We start from the raw sequence: 16,348 nt of genomic DNA, 5'->3' as shown, positions 1-16,348 counted from the left end.
TGTGGTGAGTGCCCCGGAGCTGTCCGGCGGGGCATCCCGGCGGTCCGGCTCAGCACAGCTGCACCGCCTCGCCCGCTCCCTCCGGCCAGGCAGTCAGCGGGGTGAAGCCGCGGTGGCCGCACTCGCCGAAGACCTTGACGGGGGCGCCGCCCGAGAGGGCGACCAGGCGCCAGAGCCCGGGGCGGGAGCGGGCCGCCGGGGTGAGCGGCAGCGCGGTGTCCTCGTCGGCGTCCGCGAGTTGCCAGGAGTCGCCGTCCGGGGTCGGGACGACCCGGTCGAGCGTCACGGGGATCGAATCCAGCCAGGGGTCGTCCCGCAGTGCCGTGCCGTAACGGGCGGCGGCCTGTGATGTCGTCGTTCCTCGTGGGCGTATCGCCGCGGGCGCCGGGGGCGCGAACTGTTCGCCCAGGGACGCCCGCAGCCGGCCGGCGCCGGGGTGGGCCGAGACCTCTGCGTCCAGGGCCAGTCCCACGGGCAGCGCGAGCTCCGGGGCGCGGCCCGCCGCGCCGTAGGAGAGGAGCAGCACCGTGCGGTCCGAGTCGGCGCCGTGGAGCCAGATCCGTCGGGTCGTCAGACGGGTGTCCGCCGTGTCGTACTGGGCGAGGACCAGCCAGCGGTCGCGCTGCGGCGGGCCGTCCGCCGTGCCGGGCAGTCCGATACGGGAACGGACCGTCGCCGCCAGGCCGTCCGGCAGCTGCTCGCGGCGCAGCCAGCCCTGGTCGAGGAGGTGGAGCAGCGCGCACTCCTCCAGCAGCCGCACCGGCCAGCCGGGCCCGGACGACGGGATCGCCCCCAACTCCCGCACCCGCGCGGCCAGTCCGGGTGCCTGGGCGTCGACCATGCGGGCGGCCGTCTCCTCCCACAGCCCGTACCCCGTCTGTTCCGCGCCCGCGAGGCCGCCGCGCAGCAGGTCCGCCAGGCGCTGTTCCAGCTCGGTCGCCCCCACGGTGACCCGCTCGGCCCGGCGCTCGGCCCGCCGCCGGGCCCCTTCCGGATCAGCGGAGGCCGACGGGGAAGCCGTGGCGGCCCGCTTCTCCTCGGTCCGCTTCCTTCTCCCCTCCAACCACTGCTCCGCCCAGTCCGGCGCCTGGCCCGCCGGCACCGCCCCGTCCTCGCCCGCCCACAGCAGCAGTAGCCCGAGCGCGTGTTTGCACGGGAACTTGCGGCTCGGACAACTGCACTTGTACGCCGGGCCCGCGGCGTCCGCGATGTCCACGACCGTCTGATACGGCTTGCTGCCACTGCCCTTGCACAGTCCCCACACCGTCCCCTCGTCAGAACTGCCCGCCTCGGACCACGGCCCCGCCGCGCCGAGTTTGCTGCCCGCTTTGCGTGACGCGGCGTCAGGCGCCAGCGCCAGCACCTGGTCCGCGCTCCAGCGCACCCCCTGCTGAGTCATGTCCTCGACGGTAGATCCCACCACTGACAATCGGTCCGGGCTGCGGTCCGGCGAGCGGCCCTGCGAGGACGTTTTCGCAGGTCACATCGCATTGTCAGTGGCGTGGTGCAACGTTGGTGCCAGATCCGAACCGGCCGAGCTGGAGGGGGCCTCAGCCATGTCTGTGTCCGTTGAACCGTCGTCTGTGGAAGTACTCGCGCAGGAGCCTGCCGAGGCGTTGCGGCCGCATGCCGAGGACGCCTTCGCCGGTGAACTCGCCGCGCTGGCCGCGCAGGACGACCGTCCGCGTCCGGCCCGTTGGAAGCTGTCGCCGTGGGCGGTGGCGACGTATCTGCTCGGCGGCACCCTGCCGGACGGGACGGTGATCACGCCGAAGTACGTGGGGCCGCGCCGCATCGTCGAGGTCGCCGTCACCACCCTCGCCACGGACCGGGCCCTGCTGCTGCTCGGCGTGCCGGGTACGGCCAAGACCTGGGTGTCCGAGCACCTGGCCGCGGCGGTCAGCGGTGACTCGACGCTGCTCGTGCAGGGCACGGCGGGCACGCCGGAGGAGGCGATCCGATACGGCTGGAACTATGCGCAGCTGCTGGCGCACGGCCCGAGCCGGGACGCCCTGGTGCCCAGCCCCGTCATGCGGGCAATGGCGGAGGGGATGACGGCGCGGGTGGAGGAACTGACGCGCATCCCGGCCGACGTGCAGGACACCCTCATCACCATCCTGTCCGAAAAGACGCTGCCGATACCGGAGTTGGGGCAGGAGGTGCAGGCGGTCCGCGGCTTCAACCTGATCGCCACGGCCAACGACCGCGACCGCGGGGTCAACGACCTCTCCAGCGCCCTGCGCCGCCGCTTCAACACGGTGGTGCTGCCGCTGCCGGAGAGCGTGGAGGCCGAGGTCGACATCGTCTCGCGGCGCGTCGACCAGATCGGCCGCTCGCTCGAGCTGCCGGCCGTGCCCGACGGCGTCGACGAGATCCGCCGTGTCGTGACGGTCTTCCGCGAGCTCCGCGACGGGGTCACCTCGGACGGGCGTACGAAGCTCAAGTCGCCGAGCGGCACGCTGTCGACGGCCGAGGCCATCTCCGTCGTCACCAACGGCCTTGCCCTGGCAGCCCACTTCGGCGACGGCGTCCTGGGGGCCGGCGACGTCGCCGCGGGCATCCTCGGCGCCGTCGTCCGCGACCCGGCGGCCGACCGTGTCATCTGGCAGGAGTACCTGGAGGCGGTGGTCCGGGAGCGCGACGGCTGGACGGACTTCTACCGGGCCTGCCGGGAGGTCAGCGCGTGACCGATCTGGGCTGGGGGCGACCGGGCGGGAACGGTGGCACCAAGGGGTCGGGCGGGACCGGGAGTTCGGGTGGCTCGACGAGCCTGACGGACGAAGGCGGCCTGATCGCCGGGGGCGGTGGTGGCGAGGGCACCTACGGGGCGTCGGGCGGCGGCAAGCGGCAGTCGACGTGACGAGAGGGGCGGCGGTGCGGGGCGGACCGCGCGGGCGAGTACAGGGGTGGGGCGGATGCCGGGGCGTCGTGTGGTGAGGGTCGATGGTCGCGATGACGAGGGGGACGGTGTGACGAGGCTTGAAGGGGACGGAAGTCGGACCTTCGACGGCGGGCCGCTGCTGCTCGGCGTGCGGCATCACGGGCCCGGGTCGGCCAAGGCCGTGCGGGCGGCGTTGGACGCGGCCCGGCCGCGGGTCGTGCTGATCGAGGGGCCGCCCGAGGCCGACACACTGATTCCGCTGGCCGCCGAGGAGGACATGCGGCCGCCGGTCGCGCTCCTCGCCCACGCCGTGGACGAGCCCGGCCGCTCGGCCTTCTGGCCGCTCGCCGAGTTCTCCCCGGAGTGGGTGGCGATCCGGTGGGCGCTGGAGCACGAAGTCCCGGCCCGCTTCATCGACCTGCCGGCGACACACACGCTGGCGTGGGGGAGGGACGGGGCCGAGGAGCCGACGAGCGAGGGGAGGGGCGAGGCCGTTCCGGCGGGGAGCGACGAGGCCGGGACGGGGGCCGTGACCGCTGGAGACGCGGGCGACCGGTCGTCGGACACGCAGGCCGGCGCGCCTGCGGCCGAGAGCGTCGGCGGGCCCGCGGCAGCAGGAGGCGGGGACCTCGTGGCTGTGCTCGCCACCACCCCTGCTCCAGGTTCGGCGCCCGCTCCGGGTTCCACGCCCGCTCCGGGTTCCACGCCCCCTCACCTCCCTGTTCCCGCCTCCGCTCCGGCCGTCGAAGCGGATGTCCGTATCGACCCCCTCGCCGTGCTCGCCGAAGCCGCCGGTTACGACGATCCCGAGCGGTGGTGGGAGGACGTCGTCGAGCACCGGGGGGTGGGGGACGGGGACGCGTTCGCGCCGTTCGGCGTGCTCGAGGAGGCCATGGGGGTCTTGCGGGAGGCGTACGGGAGCGGGGGACATGAGCGGGATCTCGTGCGGGAGGCGTACATGCGGCTCCAAGTGCGGGCGGCGCAGCGGGAGTTCGGGGACGAGGTGGCCGTGGTCTGCGGTGCCTGGCATGTGCCGGCGTTGCGGCAGAAGACGGCTGTCGCCGCCGACCGGGCGCTGCTGAAGGGGCTGCCCAAGGTGAAGGCGGACATGACGTGGGTGCCGTGGACGCACCGGCGGCTGGCCCGGGTCAGCGGGTACGGGGCCGGGATCGACTCGCCGGGCTGGTACGGGCATCTGTTCAGCGCGCCGGACCGGCCGGTCGAACGGTGGCTGACCAAGGTCGCCGGGCTGCTGAGGGAAGAGGACCGGCTCGTCTCCTCCGCGCACGTCATCGAGGCGGTACGGCTGGCCGAGACGCTCGCCGCGATGCGCGGCCGTCCGCTGCCGGGGCTCGGTGAGACGACCGACGCCGTACGCGCGGTGATGTGCGAGGGCTCGGACGTGCCGCTGGCGCTGGTGCACGACCGGCTGGTCGTCGGGGACGTGTTGGGGGAGGTGCCGCGGTCGGCGCCGGCGGTGCCGTTGCAGCGGGACCTGGACCGGATCCAGCGCCGGTTGCGGCTCAAACCGGAGGCGCTGGAGCGGGAGTTGGAGCTGGACCTGCGCAAGGAGACCGATGCCGGGCGCAGCAGGCTGCTGCACCGGCTGCGGCTGCTCGGCGTCGCGTGGGGCGAGCCGGTGGCCTCGCGGGGGAGCACGGGCACGTTCCGGGAGACATGGCGGCTGCGGTGGGAGCCGGAGCTCGCGGTGCGGGTCGCGGAGGCCGGGGTGTGGGGCACGACCGTGCTCGCCGCCGCGACGGCCAAGGCGGAGGCGGACGCCGTCGCCGCGCGGGGGCTCGCCGACGTCACCGGCCTCGCCGAGCACTGCCTGCTGGCCGAACTGCCGGAAGCGCTGCCGGTGGTGATGCAGGTTCTCGCCGACCGGGCCGCGCTCGACGCGGACGTCGGCCATCTCGCCCAGGCCCTGCCGGCCCTGGTCCGCTCCCTCCGCTACGGCGACGTACGGGGCACGGACACCGGGGCGCTGGCGGATGTCGCCGCGGGTCTCGCCGAGCGGATATTCGTCGGTCTGCCCCCGGCCTGCGCCGCCCTGGACGCCGACGCGGCCGAGGAGATGCGACGCCATGTGGACGCGGTCCACGGGGCGGTGGGGCTGCTGGGCGACGTGACCGGACCTGCGCGCCGGACGGGCCGGTCCACGGGCGACACCCTCGCGGAGGCGGCGCCGCGCGACCGCTCCGCGCCTCCACCGGGCGACGGCCTGGAGCCCGTCCCGGCCGACGGCCCGGCGCCCGGGCTCGGCACGAGAGACCGCTCGGGCCCGGCTGTCGCATCGGCCCACCCCGACCTGCGCGGCCGCTGGCACTCCGTGCTGCACACCCTGTCCGTGCGGGACACCGTGCCCGGTGTGGTCCGTGGGCGGGTCGTGCGGTTGCTGCTGGACGACGGGGAGTTGGGGCAGGACGAGGCCGAGCGGCTCATGGGGCTCGTGCTGTCGCCGGGGACTCCACCCGGGGACGCGGCCGCGTGGATCGAGGGCTTCGTCGGCGGTGGCTCGGGCGGCGGGATGCTGCTCCTGCACGACGAGCGGCTGCTCGGGCTGGTCGACGACTGGCTGACCGGAGTGCCGGCCGAGGCCTTCACCGACGTACTGCCGCTGCTGCGGCGGACGTTCTCGGCGTACGAGCCCGGAGTGCGGCGCACGCTCGGCGAGCTGGTCCGGCGGGGGCCGGGGCAGCGGGGGAGCGCGGTGGCGGCCGGCTCCGGCATACCCGGGTTCGCGGCCGAGCTCGACGACGGGCGTGCGGACGCCGTACTGCCTGTGGTGCGGCTGCTGCTCGGGCTGGAGGGGCCGGGCGGCCCCGGCGGAGTGGAGAAGGGCGTCGACAACGACCCTGTGGGGGTGGCGGGATGAGGACTGACGGGCACACGAGGGAAACCAGGCAAGGGGGCGGCGTGCTGGATGCCGTAGGAATGCGTGGCCGACACGGGCAGCGGCTCCGGTACGACCGACGGCTGGGGCACGGACGCTCGGCGCAGGGAGGCGCGGCGGCGGCCGTCGCGGTGGCCGATCGCCCGAAGGCGACCGTCGTGGTCGTCCCGCTGTGGGAGCGGCCCCGTACGGGGGTGCGCCGATGAAAGCCGAAGCCATGACGACGGATACGACGGACGTGACGGACCCCGCGCGGGAGCGGCTGCGGCGTTGGCGGCTGGTGCTGGGGGGCGATGCGGCGGACGGCACCGGGTGCGCGCTGTCGGGGGAGGACGCCGCGATGGACGGGGCGTTGGCCGCGCTGTACGGGAAGGCGGAGCGGCAGGGGCAGCAGGGGAAGGACCGCTCGGCGGGGCTCGGGGCGTCGGCGCCGTCCGTGGCGCGCTGGCTCGGGGACATCCGGACGTACTTCCCCTCCTCCGTCGTCCAGGTCATGCAGCGGGACGCCATCGACCGGCTCGGGCTGTCCACGCTGCTCCTGGAGCCGGAGATGCTGGAGGCGGTGGAGGCCGACGTGCACCTCGTCGGCACGCTGCTCTCCCTCAACAAGGCGATGCCGGAGACCACGAAGGAGACGGCGCGCGCGGTCGTGCGCAAGGTCGTCGAGGACCTCGAGAAGCGGCTCGCCACCCGCACCCGGGCCACGCTCACCGGCGCCCTCGACCGCAGCGCCCGTATCAACCGGCCGCGCCACCACGACATCGACTGGAACCGCACCATCGCGGCCAACCTCAAGCACTACCTGCCCGAGTACCGGACGATCGTGCCGGAGCGGCTCATCGGTTACGGGCGGGCGTCCCAGTCGGTGAAGAAGGAGGTCGTGCTCTGCATCGACCAGTCGGGGTCGATGGCGGCGTCCGTCGTCTACGCCTCGGTGTTCGGGGCGGTGCTCGCGTCCATGCGGTCGATCGACACCCGGCTCGTCGTCTTCGACACCGCGGTCGTCGACCTCACCGACCAGCTCGACGACCCGGTCGACGTCCTGTTCGGCACCCAGCTCGGCGGCGGTACGGACATCAACCGGGCGCTCGCCTACTGCCAGTCGCAGATCACCCGGCCCGCCGAGACGGTGGTCGTGCTGATCAGCGACCTCTACGAGGGCGGCATACGCGACGAGATGCTCAAGCGGGTCGCCGCGATGAAGGCGTCCGGGGTGCAGTTCGTGGCGCTGCTCGCGCTGTCGGACGAAGGAGCGCCCGCGTACGACCGGGAGCACGCGGCCGCGCTCGCCGCGCTGGGGGCGCCGGCCTTCGCCTGTACGCCCGATCTGTTCCCGGAGGTGATGGCGGCGGCGATCGAGAAGCGGCCGCTGCCGATACCGGAGGCGGTTTGAACGCGAGTCAGGTGTGGTGGGTTCACTGACGATTTGTCGATGCATCGTCGTCCGACTTGGCCCAGCAAAACGGACATGGCTACCCATCGGTAACGGAGGGCTTGCGCAACCGCGGGAGGGGCGTGCGAGGATCGACGCCTCATCCGCGGTGTGCTGTCGCTCCGCTCGCCCCGACCGCGTTGTGCCAACTCCCGGCTCGTCACGCGCAGTTCGCCCGAACCGTTCCGCCGCACGAGAGGAACCAGCCCTCTTGACCTGGCCCGCTGCCCTGCCCGCTGCCGCGTTGCGCGTGATGCGCACGGCGGCCGGTCGGCGTGCGCTGCAGGTGGTGGTGCTCGTGGGCGGGTTGTTCGCGCTCGGGTTCCTCTGCGGGGAGCAGGCGCATGCGGCGGAGGGGGCGCCGGTGGCGTCCTCGCCGGTGGTCGGGGCGGTGGCTCCGGTGTCGGCTGCTGCGGACGGCGTCGGGTCATTGGTGAAGGACACGGTCGGTGGGCTCGTGAAGTCTCCGCCCGCCTCCGCCGGCGACCGGGCGGCGCCTCCGGCCCAGCTCGGACCCGAGGCCCCGGCCAAGGGTCAGTCGCCCACCCCGGCCAGGCCGACGGACACGGCCAAGCCGAAGCCGACAGGCTCGACCGAGCCCACTCCGGCGGCCCCCGCCGAGCCACCCCTCACCGAAGCAGACCCCGCCGGCCCTGCGGCCCGCACCCCTGCCCCGGGCACCCCCGTCAGTACGACGGAACACCGCACCCACCCGGTCACCGAGATCCTCTCGCCGCCGGACACGGTCGACCCCGTCCTCGGTCCGCTGGTCGGGCAGGTCGTCCAGTCCGTGGACCACGGGGTTCTGGCGCCGGTCGGTGGGCTGGTGAAGACGGTGACGGACGAGTTGGCCGAGGCGACCGCGCAGATACCGCCGCTGTCGTCGTTGCCGACCCTGCCCGGTGTGCCGTCGGTGCCCTCGCTGCCCGGCCTGCCCGCTGTTCCGGGGCAGACGTTGCCCGTGACGCAGCCGGACGCGCCGGGGCAGTCGGCGGGCGCGGACGGGGGCTCGGCCGAGAAGCGTTCCGCGGCGGCTGCCGACGGCGCGGCGACCGGAGCGACGTACGGCCCGCGGCTCGGTGAGGTCGGCGCCGCCGGTCACGCCTCGGCGCGGGGCGACGAGCGCCGGGCCGTCGGTGCCGGGTACGCCCCGGCCCGGCAGGCGCCCGGCGGCGACCCGAACGGCGCGCTGGGCAACCGTTCCGCCGTCGACAACGGCACGCCCCGGCACGGTGACGCGCACGCGGTCGCCCTCGGCTGGCGGGTGCCGCTGAGCCTGTTGCTCGGCGCCGCCGCGCGCAGCGACGCGGACGCGACCCGGGACAGGCACCCGGACATTCCGGTTTCCCCCGCCTAGGACAGACCCACCCCCCGCCGCAGACCTGTCGCGCGGGGGTGGAACAGGTCTGCCCCTCGTCCGGACACCTCCGTGCTCCGGACGCAGGCCGCCGGCTCCGCCGGTCCCGACTGCGAGGACCACGGCCGGAACCGGCGCCGGAAATGTCCTCAAGCCTTCCGCGGAAGCCCCGGAACTCCCGGAACTCCCGGAACTCCCGGAACTCCCGGAAGTTCTGTGACCGCGCTTCCCGAGATCCAAAGGATCTGTCGCACACCATGAACAAGAACATCCGCCGCTCGATCGTCATAGCCGCCGGGGTGACCGGCGCATGGGCGCTCGGTTCCGCCGTCGCCAGCGCGGACGAGCTGCCCTCCTCCTCGCTCTCCACCTCGGACACCACCACCGACACCGACAGCACCCTCGGCACCCTGACCGACACCGTCACCGGCACGGTCGACGGCGTCGTGACCGGCGTGACGAACACCGTCTCCGGCGTGACCGGGACCGTGGACGGCGCGGCGTCCAAGGCCACGGCCGACGTGCCCGGCGCCACGGACACCGTCGCCGGCGCGCAGAGGACGGCGACCGACACGGCCGGGCAGACCCGCGAGGTCACCACGCCGAAGATCTCCACGCCGTCCGCGACGTCCAAGGCCGGCAAGATCAAGGGCGCCGCGGCCATCCAGGGAGCGAGGGCCGCCCGCGCCGCGCAGGCGCGGACTCAGGCCACCGCCGACAAGGCGGCCGCGACCGTCTCCGACGCCACGACCCACTCCCCGCAGGGCGGGGTCGACTACCTCTTCGGCCCGCTCTCCGTCTTCGCTCCCGAGGTCGAGGAGGCGCTCGCCGGCGCGCAGACGAAGCTGCAGGGTGTGCAGTCGGCGGCGCGTTCCCGCACGCAGGGCGTCGACGGCGTCGTACGGACGAAGGCGCAGCGGACCGTGGCCGGCGCGGGCCGCACCGCGGCGGGTGCCACGGGCGCGGTGCAGACGGCGACCGGCACCGCGCAGGGCCGCACCGCCGCCGTGACCGCCATGGCACAGGGCGAGGCGGGCGCCGTCACATCCGCCGCCGAGACCTCCGTTTTCGCCGTCCCGGGCCATGTCACCGGCACGGTCGGCGGAGTCGGGCAGAAGGTCGTCGGCACGGTCAAGAACGTCCCCGGCACGGTCACCCCCATCGTCGAGGAGACCGCCGCATCGACCGTCCCGCCGCTCGCGACCTCCGCCGTACGCGGGGTGACCCCGATCGCCGACCGGACGGTGACGGGCGTCGTCCCGGTCGCCGGACAGACCGTGGCCGGGGTCCTGCCCACGGCCGGCCACCTGGTGGACGGTGTGGTGCCGGTCGCCACGGGGGCGGTGGACGGCGTCGTGCCGGTCGCCGGTGGCGCTGTGGCCGGGGTGCGGCAGACCGCCGGACACGCGGTCGACGCCCCGACGGCACTGGCCCACGGAGTCGTGTCCGGCGTGCAGCCCGTCGTCGGCGGTGCCGTCGCCGGTGTTCCGCCCTACGCCACCGGGCTCGTCGGGCAGGTCGGCCAGGACGTCGCGGGCACCGTGCTGCCGCCGGTGGCGGGCACCGCCGTGCACGGCGCGCTGCCCGTCGCCGGGCAGGCCGTCACGGACGCGGGCGGGCCGGCGTACGGCGTCGTCGGTGACCTCGCGCCCTTCGCCGGCGGCGTCGTCGGGGACGTACCGCCGCTCGCGCAGGGCGTCGGTGGTCACGCGACCGGTCTCGCGTACGGCGTCGCCGGTGAGGTGCCGCAGTTCGCGTACGGGGTGACCGGGGCCGCGCAGCCCGTCGTCGATCTCGTCGAGCCGGTCGTGCAGAGCGTCGCCGGCAGCGCGACGACGTCGGCGTACGGCGTCACGGGCGATGTCACCCGCTTCGCGGGCGGGGTCGTCGGCGAGGTCGACCCGTTCGCGTACGGCGTCGGCGGCCAGGTCGAGCCCTTCGCCGGTGACCTGACCGGCACCGTCCGCTCGACGGCCGGCCCCCTCGCCGGACACGCCGTCACCGGTGTCGAGGGCGTCGCCGAGTCGACCACGCCGGGCTATGTGCGGGACGTGCGGTACGCCACCTCGTACAGCGCCTGACCGCGCCGCCGGCCCCGGTGCGGTCCGACGGCCCCCTGGCGGAGCCGCCGTACCACGACCGACTGGCCGATCAGACCGACTGGCCGATCAGACCCACTGACCGATCAGACCCACTGACCGATCAGACCCACTGACCGATCAGACCCACTGACCGATCAGACCCACTGACCGATCGCCGCGGCGACGCACCCGCCTGGTGCACGCACTGAGTGCACCCGCCTGGTGCACGCAATGAGTGCACCCGACGGCTGGACGCGGATGCGGACGCCGATGTCCGCGGCGAACGACCGGCTCCGTGAGGACGCAGGACCCGGACGGCCGAAAGCCGTCGGTCCGTCCGGCTGATGTCCCACGGAACGGGCCGGGCGGTCCCCATTGGGGTGGGGACCGCCCGGCCAGGCCCCGTGGTGTGGCCCTTTCGAGGGGCTTCGGGGCCGTACAAGGGGCCTCACCGGGCCAACCCCAGCCCGGTGAGGCCCGCCTCGGCCTTCCCGTCCACCTTGGCCGATTCCCGGCTGCTCCGGGGGCTCCTTCCCGGGGTCTCCCCGCCTCCTCCTCGCCCTCTCCCCGGCTCCTCCGGCTCCCGCCGACGACCTGGCGGCGCCTCACATCCGGCACGCCGTGCCAGTGAGCGCGGCATCATGTGACAGGTATCACCGCTCAGGTGTGACCCTCGATTTAGGGGCCCTCCACAACCAGCGATAACCTGCGAGACGGACATGCCGCGCGCTCGGACACCGTGTGCGCCTCCCTTGTGACCGGCGGACGTCACGTTGCCCTTCGCGGCACGCCCACGCATCCAACGAACCGCGAGATCACTGATAGGGACGGAAGCGCGTGGACCTGTTCGAGTACCAGGCGAGGGACCTCTTCGCCAAGCACGATGTACCGGTGCTGGCCGGTGAAGTCATCGACACGCCTGAGGCGGCCCGCGCAGCCACCGAGCGCCTCGGTGGCAAGTCTGTCGTCAAGGCTCAGGTGAAGGTCGGCGGCCGTGGCAAGGCCGGTGGCGTGAAGCTCGCCGCCACCCCGGACGAGGCCGTCGCCCGCGCGACGGACATCCTCGGCATGGACATCAAGGGCCACACGGTCCACAAGGTGATGATCGCCGAGACGGCTCCGGAGATCCTGGAGGAGTACTACGTCTCCTTCCTCCTCGACCGTGCCAACCGCACCTTCCTCTCCATCGCGTCCGTCGAGGGCGGCATGGAGATCGAGGAGGTGGCGGAGACCCGCCCCGAGGCCGTCGCCAAGACGCCGATCGACGCCAACGAGGGTGTGACCCCCGAGAAGGCCCGCGAGATCGTCGAGGCCGCGAACTTCCCGGCCGAGGTCGCCGACAAGGTCGCGAACGTCCTGGTCACCCTGTGGAAGACCTTCATCGAAGAGGACGCGCTCCTCGTCGAGGTCAACCCGCTGGCCAAGGTCGCCTCCGGTGACGTCATCGCCCTGGACGGCAAGGTCTCCCTGGACGAGAACGCCGAGTTCCGTCAGCCGGGGCACGAGGCCCTCCAGGACAAGGACGCGGCCAACCCGCTCGAGGCCGCCGCCAAGGAGAAGAACCTCAACTACGTCAAGCTCGACGGCGAGGTCGGCATCATCGGCAACGGCGCGGGTCTCGTCATGAGCACCCTGGACGTCGTCGCGTACGCAGGTGAGGCGCACGGTGGCGTCAAGCCCGCCAACTTCCTCGACATCGGCGGCGGCGCCTCCGCGCAGGTCATGGCGAACGGCCTGGAGATCATCCTGGGCGACCCGGACGTCAAGTCCGTGTTCGTGAACGTCTTCGGCGGCATCACCGCGTGCGACGAGGTCGCCAACGGCATCGTGCAGGCGCTGAAGCTCCTGGCGGACCGCGGTGAGGACGTCACCAAGCCGCTCGTCGTCCGTCTCGACGGCAACAACGCCGAACTGGGTCGCCAGATCCTCACCGACGCCAACCACCCGCTGGTGCAGCGCGTCGACACCATGGACGGCGCGGCCGACAAGGCCGCCGAGCTCGCGGCTGCGAAGTAAGGAAGAGGGACTCAGACAGCCATGGCTATCTTCCTCAACAAGGACAGCAAGGTCATCGTCCAGGGCATGACCGGCTCCACGGGCATGAAGCACACCAAGCTCATGCTCGCCGACGGCACCAACATCGTCGGTGGCGTGAACCCGCGCAAGGCGGGCACGACCGTCGACATCGACGGCAACGAGATCCCGGTCTTCGGCACGGTCGCCGAGGCGATCGAGAAGACGGGCGCGAACGTATCCGTCCTCTTCGTCCCGCCGGCCTTCGCCAAGGCCGCCGTGGTCGAGGCGATCGACGCCGAGATCCCGCTCGCGGTCGTCATCACCGAGGGCATCGCGGTCCACGACTCGGCCGCGTTCTACGCGTACGCCGTGTCCCAGGGCAACAAGACCCGGATCATCGGCCCGAACTGCCCCGGTCTCATCACCCCGGGCCAGTCGAACGCCGGCATCATCCCGGGCGACATCACCAAGCCGGGCCGTATCGGCCTGGTCTCGAAGTCCGGCACGCTGACGTACCAGATGATGTACGAACTGCGTGACATCGGCTTCTCCTCCGCCGTCGGCATCGGTGGCGACCCGGTCATCGGCACCACCCACATCGACGCGCTCGCCGCGTTCGAGGCCGACCCCGACACCGACCTGATCGTGATGATCGGTGAGATCGGCGGCGACGCCGAGGAGCGGGCCGCGGCCTTCATCAAGGAGAACGTGAAGAAGCCGGTCGTCGGCTACGTCGCGGGCTTCACCGCGCCCGAGGGCAAGACCATGGGCCACGCCGGCGCCATCGTCTCCGGCTCCTCCGGCACGGCCGCCGCCAAGAAGGAGGCCCTCGAGGCCGCCGGCGTCAAGGTCGGCAAGACCCCGACCGAGACGGCGAAGCTGGCCCGGGCCATTCTCGGCAACTGAGTACAGCCTCGCCGGCTGAACGGCAACAGCGGCTTCCCAGCTGGTAGTTGGTGGCCCGTTCCCCTGGGTGGGAGCGGGCCACCGCTGTCTTCTACGGCAGCTGCGGCACGAGTCTCTCGGGACCGTGCTGGGCCTCCCGGTGCAGCTTCGCCCGGAGCGCCGCCTCCGCCTCCGACAGCGCCCCCCGCACCAACCGGGGCGGGAGCCCCTGGACCGCCCCTCCGGGCGCCACCGGCGGCTCGTAGTGTGTCGGAGCCATCCGCACGGCGACAGCCGTCGTCCCGATGAGCGCGACCGTGCAGGCGATGGCGGCCCGCGTCCAGAACCGCGTCCTGCGCTCACCCTCCACCCGCACGGCCGGCGGCCTCGCCGCCCGCAGCCGCTCCGCGGAGGCGAGTGCCGCCAGTCGCCGATGCAGTTCGGCCGGATCGGCCAGCTCCGGGACGCGCGCGACGATGGCCTCACGGGCGTGCAGCAGGCGGCCCGCCGCGGCCGGGGTGCTGGCCTCCGTCTCCGCCGCGGTCTCCGGCAGGCCGAGGCCCACACCGTCGTAGAGGACGACCGTGCGGCGGTACGGCGGCGGGAGCCCGAGGAGGGCGGCGAGCAGGGCGCGGTCGGGGGCGTCGGCCGGCGGGGGTTCGGGACGGCGGTAGCGGGGGCGGAAGCGGTGCCAGGGGGAGAGGGCGCAGTCGTACGCCGTCGCCCGCACCCAGCCGGCGGGGTCGCGGTCCACGGCCACCTCGGGCCAGCGCTGCCAGGCGAGTTGGAAGGCCCGCTCGACCGACTCGCGGGCGAGTTCGCGGCGGCCGGTGAGCAGGTAGGTCTGCCGTACGAGGGCGGGGGCGCAGAACGCGTAGAGCGCGTCGAAGGCCTGAGCGGGCGTCAGGGGTGTCGACTGCTCCCGTTCCTGAGGCTGCGTCACTGGTCGCCCCTTCGTACGAAAAAGTACATAACCATATATTGGGCGACACTTCGTAAGTTCGCCTGTTACGACGAGAAAGCGTGTGTCGTTGGGAGCATGACGGGCGTGATCCAGATGACCGCTCGTCGACCGCCGTTGTCGTCCCTGCTCAGCCGTCTGCGCGACCGTTCGCCCGGACTGGCTGCCGGCCTTCTGGGGGGCGCGGTGGCCGCCGGGCTGGGGCTCGGGTCGTTCGCCGTGCTCGTGATGGTGCTGTGGATCAGTTCGCCGTATCCCGACAGCGGGCCCGGGGGCGGGCTGCATGTCGCGGCGGCCCTGTGGCTGCTGGCGCACGGTGCCGAACTGGTCCGCACCGACACGTTGTCCGGCCACCCCGCGCCGGTGGGTGTGACGCCGTTGCTGCTTCCGGTGGTTCCGGTGTGGCTGGTGCATCGGGCGGCGCGGGACGCGGTGGACGGGGGCGGGGAGGGGGAGCCGGTGGGGGCTTCCGGGTGGACCGCCTGGACGGGCGTCGTCCTCGGCTATCTCGGCGTCGGCTCGGCCGCGGCGCTGTACGCGTCCGGGGGTGAGCTGCGGCCCGACTGGGCGTGGACCGGGGTGTGTCTGCCGGTGCTGGTCATGGGCGCGGCGGGGGTGGGGGTGTGGACGGCGTACGGGCGTCCGCGCGAGGCCCTGGACGGGGTGCTGGTGCTGCTGCCGGCGGGGCTGCGGCGGATGGCTCTCGGGGCGGAGCCGCAGGCCCGGATCGGTGTTGCCGCGCGGGCGGCGGGGGCCGGGGTCGCGGTGCTCGTCGGGGGTGGGGCGGTACTGGTGGGGGCCTCGCTGCTGTGGCACGGCGGGGCGGCGCGGGGGTCCTTTCTGCAGCTGACGGAGGGGTGGTCGGGGCGGTTCGCGGTACTGATGCTGTGCGTGGCGCTGGTGCCGAACGCGGCGGTGTGGGGGGCGTCGTACGCGCTGGGGCCCGGGTTCGTGCTCGGGGCCGGGCATGTGGTGGCACCGCTGTCCTCGGCACCGGCTCCCCTGCTGCCCCCGTTTCCGCTGCTGGCGGCTGTGCCGGAGGCCGGGAGCCAGGGGTGGGTCAACTGGGCTGCGGGGGTGGTGCCGGTGATGGCTGGGGTGACGGTGGGGTGGTTTGTGGGGCGGTCGGGAGTTGGGCTCGGGGGTGCGGCCGGTGAGGGGGACGGGGCTGCGGGGGGAGGCTGGTCTCACGGTGCGACCGCTGGTGTGGCCGGGGTGGCCGGGGTGTTCTGTGCGGTGGGGGTTGCTGTGCTGGCCGCGTTGGCGGGTGGGCGGCTCGGGGTTGCGGCGCTGGCCCGGTTCGGGCCGGTGTGGTGGGAGGTGGGGGGTGCGGCGGTGATGTGGATCGTGGTGACTGCGGTGCCTGTCGCGGTGGGGGTGCGGGGGTGGCGGTGCCGGGAGCGGCGGGGTGGGCGCGGGGTGCGGGTTGTGGAGCCGAGGGGCGAACTGCCGGAGCCGGAGATGCCGGGGGTGGGGGCGTCCGTGGCGGAGGCGTCCGGGGCGGACCGGGTGGGGAGTGGGTGGCGTCGGGGGTGGGGGCTGGTGGGCTCGGTGGGGGCGTGGCTGGGGATTCAGCGAGGGGGCGGGACCGAGGCGCCAGGGGAGGCGGAGGTGGCTGTCGGTGGGCCGGCCGTGCCCTATGACCAGGACGACGATGTGTACGGGCCGCTGCGTGAGCAGGGCGACGGGACGTTCGAGCCGTACGACTTCCTGCCGACCGAGCCTTTGCCGGGGCCGTCGGACACGCCGTGAGCCGGTCTCGCCCCCGCCGCCCCTACCCGTCCCGTCCCCAGGGGCTGCCGCCCCTTCGACCCCGCTTCTGGGGGCTGCCGCCCCCAG

Annotated in this window: 12 protein-coding genes; 10 read left to right on the top strand and 2 right to left on the bottom strand. The window is 73.7% G+C overall.

The window, feature by feature from the left end:
* Positions 1-49: 49 nt before the first annotated feature.
* On the bottom strand, positions 50-1,399 hold the full coding sequence (locus ACWC09_RS08780) for an SWIM zinc finger family protein (protein WP_450849834.1): 1,350 nt from the start codon (positions 1,397-1,399) through the stop codon (positions 50-52).
* A gap of 157 nt (positions 1,400-1,556) precedes the next feature.
* On the opposite strand from ACWC09_RS08780, the gene ACWC09_RS08775 reads away from it, so the two are divergent.
* The 9 genes from ACWC09_RS08775 (at position 1,557) to sucD (ending at position 13,569) form a co-directional block, all read left to right on the top strand.
* Entirely contained in the window at positions 1,557-2,687 is a 1,131-nt protein-coding gene (locus tag ACWC09_RS08775; RefSeq protein ID WP_450849833.1) for an ATP-binding protein, read from the top strand.
* Complete coding sequence (locus ACWC09_RS08770; RefSeq protein ID WP_450849832.1) at positions 2,684-2,860, top strand: hypothetical protein; 177 nt, start codon at positions 2,684-2,686, stop codon at positions 2,858-2,860. The genes ACWC09_RS08775 and ACWC09_RS08770 overlap by 4 nt, the downstream gene beginning before the upstream one ends.
* 55 nt (positions 2,861-2,915) lie before the next feature.
* Entirely contained in the window at positions 2,916-5,759 is a 2,844-nt protein-coding gene (locus tag ACWC09_RS08765) for a DUF5682 family protein (RefSeq protein WP_450849831.1), read from the top strand.
* Between the two features lie 41 nt (positions 5,760-5,800).
* Positions 5,801-5,983 carry a hypothetical protein gene (locus ACWC09_RS08760; protein WP_450849830.1) on the top strand — a complete coding sequence of 61 codons (183 nt, stop codon included), beginning with the start codon at positions 5,801-5,803 and terminating at the stop codon, positions 5,981-5,983.
* Positions 5,980-7,170, top strand: coding sequence for a VWA domain-containing protein (locus tag ACWC09_RS08755; protein ID WP_450849829.1), 1,191 nt, complete (start codon positions 5,980-5,982; stop codon positions 7,168-7,170). Before ACWC09_RS08760 ends, ACWC09_RS08755 begins: the two co-directional genes overlap by 4 nt.
* Before the next feature lie 250 nt (positions 7,171-7,420).
* Positions 7,421-8,566 carry a hypothetical protein gene (locus ACWC09_RS08750; RefSeq protein ID WP_450849828.1) on the top strand — a complete coding sequence of 382 codons (1,146 nt, stop codon included), beginning with the start codon at positions 7,421-7,423 and terminating at the stop codon, positions 8,564-8,566.
* Between the two features lie 257 nt (positions 8,567-8,823).
* Entirely contained in the window at positions 8,824-10,647 is a 1,824-nt protein-coding gene (locus ACWC09_RS08745; protein WP_450849827.1) for a hypothetical protein, read from the top strand.
* A gap of 837 nt (positions 10,648-11,484) precedes the next feature.
* Positions 11,485-12,663 carry an ADP-forming succinate--CoA ligase subunit beta gene (sucC, locus tag ACWC09_RS08740; protein ID WP_450849826.1) on the top strand — a complete coding sequence of 393 codons (1,179 nt, stop codon included), beginning with the start codon at positions 11,485-11,487 and terminating at the stop codon, positions 12,661-12,663.
* A gap of 21 nt (positions 12,664-12,684) precedes the next feature.
* Positions 12,685-13,569, top strand: coding sequence for a succinate--CoA ligase subunit alpha (gene sucD, locus ACWC09_RS08735; RefSeq protein ID WP_450849825.1), 885 nt, complete (start codon positions 12,685-12,687; stop codon positions 13,567-13,569).
* A 91-nt stretch (positions 13,570-13,660) separates the two neighbouring features.
* Here sucD and ACWC09_RS08730 read toward each other — a convergent pair whose 3' ends face one another.
* Entirely contained in the window at positions 13,661-14,764 is a 1,104-nt protein-coding gene (locus tag ACWC09_RS08730; protein ID WP_450849954.1) for an RNA polymerase subunit sigma-70, read from the bottom strand.
* Here ACWC09_RS08730 and ACWC09_RS08725 point away from each other — a divergent pair.
* Positions 14,648-16,261 carry a cell division protein PerM gene (locus tag ACWC09_RS08725; RefSeq protein ID WP_450849953.1) on the top strand — a complete coding sequence of 538 codons (1,614 nt, stop codon included), beginning with the start codon at positions 14,648-14,650 and terminating at the stop codon, positions 16,259-16,261. The genes ACWC09_RS08730 and ACWC09_RS08725 overlap by 117 nt on opposite strands.
* Positions 16,262-16,348: the final 87 nt, after the last annotated feature.

This window comes from Streptomyces sp. NPDC001617 (genome assembly GCF_053596855.1).
Note: the sequence above shows the minus strand (reverse complement) of the source record. Positions and strands in the feature narration are given on the sequence as shown.